Raw genomic sequence first — 1,404 nt, 5'->3', positions numbered from 1 at the left:
GTCATGACCCACAACCATCAACTGGATCTGGAACTCACCGCCGCGATCCTCAAGCGCAATGACTTCACCTGGTTCGGCCTGATCGGCTCGAAGACCAAACGGGCCAAGTTCGAACATCGCTTGCGTGATCGCGGTTTCGACCCCGGCGTCGTGCAACGCATGCGCTGCCCGATGGGCATCGGCGAAGTCAAAGGCAAACTGCCTGTGGAAATCGCCATCTCCATCGCCGGCGAAATCATCGCCACCTATAACGCCAGTTTCGGCCAGCACAGCGCCAGCGCCGAACCGATTGCCAGACTGCTGCCCGCTTCCCGGCGCAGTCAGGCCGCCAAACTCAAAGCCTCAAACTGATTAGAGAACCCTCATGCCTCTGACTCGCAAAGCCTACCGCGCCGCCATCCTGCACAGCATCGCCGACCCTGCCGACGTCGGGATCGAAGCCTCCTACGAATATTTCGAGGACGGCCTGCTGGTGGTCGATGGTGGCAAGATCAGCGCCCTCGGCCACGCCAGTGAACTGCTGCCGACCCTGCCAGCGGACATCGAGATCACGCATTATCAGGATGCGCTGATCACTCCAGGCTTCATCGACACCCACATCCACCTGCCGCAAACCGGCATGGTCGGCGCCTACGGCGAGCAACTGCTCGACTGGCTGAACACCTACACCTTCCCCTGCGAAAGCCAGTTTGGTGACAAAAACCACGCCGATGAAGTCGCGGACATTTTCATCAAGGAACTGCTGCGCAACGGCACCACCACCGCATTGGTATTCGGCAGCGTGCACCCGCAATCGGTGAACTCTTTCTTCGAAGCCGCCGAGAAGCTCGACCTGCGGATGATCGCCGGCAAGGTGATGATGGACCGCAACGCCCCGGACTACCTGACCGACACCGCCGAATCGAGTTACGTCGAGAGCAAGGAGCTGATCGAGCGCTGGCACGGCAAGGGCCGTCTGCACTATGCCGTCACCCCGCGTTTCGCCCCGACCAGCACCCCGGAACAACTGACCCTCGCCGGGCAACTGCTGACCGAATACCCGGATCTGTACATGCAGACCCACATCAGCGAGAACCTCAAGGAAATCGAGTGGGTCAAGGAGCTGTTCCCGGAGCGCAAGGGTTACCTCGACGTCTACGACCACTACCAGTTGCTCGGCGAGCGCTCGGTGTTCGCCCATGGCGTGCACCTGTGCGATGACGAATGCGCACGCTTGGCGCAAACCGGCTCGGCAATCTCGTTCTGCCCGACGTCGAACTTGTTCCTCGGCAGCGGCCTGTTCAACTTGCCGATGGCCGAGAAACACAAACTGAATGTCGGCCTGGGTACCGACGTCGGCGGCGGCACCAGTTTCTCGCTGCTGCAAACGCTGAACGAAGCCTACAAAGTCATGCAGTTGCAGGG

2 protein-coding genes are annotated in these 1,404 nt (G+C 60.6%); both read left to right on the top strand.

Annotated features, from left to right (window positions below; all coding sequences use genetic code 11):
• On the top strand, positions 1-351 hold a 351-nt coding region (locus DBR24_RS13260), incomplete at its 5' end, for an XdhC family protein (RefSeq protein WP_177490543.1).
• Between the two features lie 13 nt (positions 352-364).
• The coding region (gene guaD, locus DBR24_RS13255; RefSeq protein WP_128614989.1) for a guanine deaminase at positions 365-1,404 on the top strand (1,040 nt) is incomplete at its 3' end.

The organism is Pseudomonas sp. HMWF006 (genome assembly GCF_003061205.1).
GTDB classification, from domain to species: Bacteria; Pseudomonadota; Gammaproteobacteria; order Pseudomonadales; family Pseudomonadaceae; genus Aquipseudomonas; species Aquipseudomonas monsensis.
This window is presented reverse-complemented; position numbering and strand designations above follow the sequence as displayed.